Source organism: Streptomyces fuscigenes (assembly GCF_021556455.1).
Classification (GTDB): Bacteria; Actinomycetota; Actinomycetes; order Streptomycetales; family Streptomycetaceae; genus Streptomyces; species Streptomyces fuscigenes.
Map to the genome: position 1 here is coordinate 1 of NZ_JAKGCV010000493.1, position 3,840 is coordinate 3,840.

Here is a 3,840-nt window from a genome sequence, read left to right on the forward strand (position 1 = left end):
GTGCGGCCGGAGCCGGCTCAGGCCCCCGGACCGGCGGGCTCCCGCGCCGCACCCCGCGCGCGCAGGGCCGACCCCAGCTGCCCGAGGGTCAGCAGCCAGGCGGCCACCGCGACCCACAGCAGCGCCTCGCCCAGCGGCCGCAGCCAGTCGACGCCGACGGGATCGGCCGCCACGAGGCAGGCCACGGCCGTCATGCCGAGCGGGAAGACCGTGGACCACCGGCGGACGTCGAACGCGGGCCGGGGCCACCTGGCCTCCGCGGCCAGCAGCACCGCGTACCAGGCCAGCGCCAGCGCCAGCAGCACGAGGGTGACGCCCCGCAGCACGGCGTGCGCCGCGCCGTGCCAGCCGGGGAACGCGGCCAGCTTCGCCGCGCACAGCGCCGAGATGGCCAGGGCCCCGCCGGCCACCCAGTGGTCCCCGGCGCCGACCCGCACCTGCCGCGTGTCGAAGCGGGCCAGCGCCCCCACGTACAGCAGCAGCCCGAGGCACAGGCAGCCGAGCGCGCCCCAGGCGGGACCCGCGCCGGCGCCGGCCACCGCGAGGGTCCCCGCGAGCACGCCGATGCCCTGCGGAGCCACGCACACGAGGAACGCCGAGCCCGGCACCGGCCCCCGCCACCGCGCGATCACCGAGGCCAGCAGGTAAGGACAGGCCACGGCGGCGAGCGCCAGCAGGGCCTCGCCCAGCGTCACCGCGCCGAGGAGCACCACCCGCACCCCCAGCACGGACGTCGCCGCGACCGCCGTCAGCGCGGACGGTGTGTCGGCCTCGGCGCGCCACCTCGCCCGGTCGCGGGCCAGCCGCGCCGCGAAGGCGCAGGCGAGCACCGCCCACAGCGCCGCGCCGAGGGCGAACGCCGCGAGCGAGAGCACCTCACGGCCCGTCAGGCCGAGACCGACGGAGAGCATCCCGGTCGCCATCACGCAGCCGCCCGCCGCGGGCGGCAGCTCCCGCCACCACTGCCCGGGGGCCCACCACCGCCCCGGCCGGGGCCTTCGCGCTTCGGAGGTCGTCACCACCCCACCATGGCACCGCGGGCCCTCGCCACGTGCCATCCCCCGCGCCGAAGGCCCACGTCGGGGCCTCGCGCGGCGCGGCCGGGCACGCCCCGTACGCGCCCCGCCGGGCCCGTACCCGCACACGGGCGTGGCCGGGAACGCGCCGGGCGGCGGCGTGTTCCCGGCCACGGCCGCAGCTCGCGGCTCGCGGGCCGCGGCGTCAGGCGCGGTGCGGGGAGAGGGCGACGCTCGCCTCCGACGTGTACGTCAGGAACGTGAACGACTCCTGGAAGTACAGCTCCACGCTCGTCGCGTCGTGCCGCGCGTAGCCGATGGACACGTCCTGGCCGATCACCAGCTCGAAGTCGCCGCCGCGGGCCGCGACGACGAACGCGCCGTCGATGGCGGGCGCCCAGATGATGTCGCCGTTCAGCACCCGCGACAGGTGCTCGCGGATCGGGTAGCCGTGGTCCGACGTCTCGCTCACGAGGGTGTAGGCGTCGGCGCTCAGCGCCAGCGCGTAGGGCCCCCCGACCCCGGCGAGCCGCAGCTCGGTGATGGCCTGGCTGATCGCGTTCGGATAGTCCCGGGCATCGGCGGGCAGGGCGAGCGGCGGGTTCGACGAACTGGCCCGCACACCCTCGATGCCGGCCGCCGCGTACCCCTCGAAGACCGCCCGGTCCTCGGCGTACGCGAGCTTGCGGGCCGCGTCCTTCACTGAGTCCCAGTCGGCGTCCTTGGCTCCGCGCTCGACGATGTCGATCTGCTCGCGCGAGACCGTGAACGGGACCCGCAGCTCCACCAGCGGCTGGGCGTGCCGCAGACGGGCGTGGACGCCGTCGGCCGGCGCCTCGACGGCGTTCAGGTGGCCGGTGGGGACCGCGGCGAGCCCCGAGCCGCCCGGCTCTGGCACGTCCACGAGGCGGCGCGCCGCCACATGGCGCTTGAACGTGCGCCGTGCCTCCTCCTCCAGATCGGCCCAGGCCGCGGCGGAAACGGGGGCCAGTTCCCGGTGCAGATTGTTCACTTGGCGATGCTCCTGTTCAGGTCACCGATGCCCAGGCTCCCGTCGGCGCTGCCGGCCGCGGGCTGATCGGTACGGGTACGGGGTACGGCGGGCACGGGCCGCTCGGCGGGCGCGGTCCGCGGCGGGTCGGGCAGGTCGTCGAGGAAGTCCGCGGACGGCGCGAAGAACAGCGTGCCCGTGACGGCCGTCGAGAAGTCCAGGATGCGGTCGTGGGGCGCGGCGGACGTGCCGAGGAACATGTTGCGCAGCATCTGCTCCGTGACCTCGGGCGTGCGCGCGTAGCCGATGAAGTACGTGCCGAACTCGTCGTGCCCCGGGCTGCCGAAGGGCATGTTGTCCCGCAGGATCTGGCGCTCCTCGCCGTCCGGGCCCGTCACCGTGTTCAGCGCCACGTGCGAGGCGGGCTCGTCCAGTTCGACGTTGGTGAGCTTCCTGCGGCCGATGACCTTCTCCTGCGCCTCGACGGGCAGCGCGTTCCACGCCTGGAGGTCGTGCAGGTACTTCTGCACGACGACGTAGCTGCCGCCGGCGAAGTCGGGGTCCTCGCCGCCGACCAGGACCGCGGCGGCGGCCGCCGGGCCCTGCGGGTTCTCCGTGCCGTCCACGAACCCCATCAGGTCCCGGACATCGAGGTACTTGAAGCCCTGCACCTCGTCCACGACCGTGACGGCGCCCCGCAGCCGGTCCATGATCTCCGCCGCCAGCCCGAAGACCAGGTCCTGGCGGGTGGCGCGGAGGTGGAGCAGCAGGTCGCCCGGCGTGGAGACCGCCCGGTGGCGGGGGCCCTCCAGCTCTTGGAAGGGATGCAGCTCCGCGGGCCGGGGCCCGTCGAACAGCCGCCCCCACACGTCGGAGCCGACGCTCGCGACACAGCTCAGCGCGCCGTCCGGGGCGCCGAAACCGTAGGCCCGCCGCAGGCCCTGGAGGTCGGCGAGCAGGTCGCGCACCTGGTCCTCGCCGCCCTCGTCGACGGCGAGGACCAGGAAGATCGCCGCCGTGGTGAGCGGATTGAGCACCGGCTGCGGCTCCGGCTCCTCGGGTGGTTCGGCCGTCACGGTCCGCTCTCCTGTCTCGTCGTGCCCGGCGCGCACACCCGTCGCCGGACGCCCGCGCCTTCACTGATGTTTCCAGCTCGGGCCGATCCTAGGCCGTGTCCGGCACCGGGCGCCGTCCGCCCCGACGGCTCAGGTGGTGAGGCGGCGCACGCGCACGGTGTTGTCGCGCCGCACCGTCCGGGTGCCGTCCGGCGCGGTCTGGAAGCGGTCGTGGTCCTCGCAGCGCTCGACCTTCCACGCGCCCTCCGCGAGCCGCAGCCCCGCCAGCACCTCCCCGGGCGTCGGCAGCTCCATCCCGGGGTGGGCGTCCTGCTCCCACGGCGCGTTGCCGGAGTGACTCGTGATCAGCAGGACGCCGCCGGGTGCGACGGCGTCCGCCGCTCTGCGCAGGATGTCCTCGCGCGGCAGGCCGCCGTGCGAGTGCAGGAACTGCGCCGAGACCAGGTCGTAGACGCCCTCCGGGAAGGAGGACGACAGGTCGTGCCACCGGAAGTCGACGCGGTCGGCCACGCCCGCCTGCTCGGCGTGGCGCCGCGCGCGCTCCAGCGCGACCCGCGAGATGTCGGCCGCGGTCACCCGCCAGCCGCGTCCGGCGAGCCACACGGCGTCGCCGCCCTCGCCGCACGCCAGGTCCAGCCGCTCGGCCTCGGCCAGGGCGTCCTGCGCACGCGCGAGGTTGCGCAGGGCGTCCCCGTACTCCTCGTGCGGGACGTCGGGATCGGTCAGGTCGCGATCCTCGGGAGCGGCCGGGGTCCGC

At 75.8% G+C, this 3,840-nt stretch carries 4 protein-coding genes; all 4 read right to left on the minus strand.

Annotated features, from left to right (window positions below; genetic code table 11):
- Positions 1-17: 17 nt before the first annotated feature.
- Positions 18-1,019: an SLAC1 family transporter gene (locus L1885_RS25155; RefSeq protein ID WP_235799465.1), complete on the minus strand. Its 1,002-nt coding sequence runs from the start codon at positions 1,017-1,019 to the stop codon at positions 18-20.
- 202 nt (positions 1,020-1,221) lie between these two features.
- On the minus strand, positions 1,222-2,028 hold the full coding sequence (locus L1885_RS25160; protein ID WP_235799466.1) for a family 1 encapsulin nanocompartment shell protein: 807 nt from the start codon (positions 2,026-2,028) through the stop codon (positions 1,222-1,224).
- On the minus strand, positions 2,025-3,083 hold the full coding sequence (locus tag L1885_RS25165) for a Dyp-type peroxidase (RefSeq protein ID WP_235799467.1): 1,059 nt from the start codon (positions 3,081-3,083) through the stop codon (positions 2,025-2,027). Before L1885_RS25165 ends, L1885_RS25160 begins: the two co-directional genes overlap by 4 nt.
- A gap of 129 nt (positions 3,084-3,212) precedes the next feature.
- Positions 3,213-3,809, minus strand: coding sequence for an SAM-dependent methyltransferase (locus tag L1885_RS25170; protein ID WP_235799468.1), 597 nt, complete (start codon positions 3,807-3,809; stop codon positions 3,213-3,215).
- Positions 3,810-3,840 lie beyond the last annotated feature (31 nt).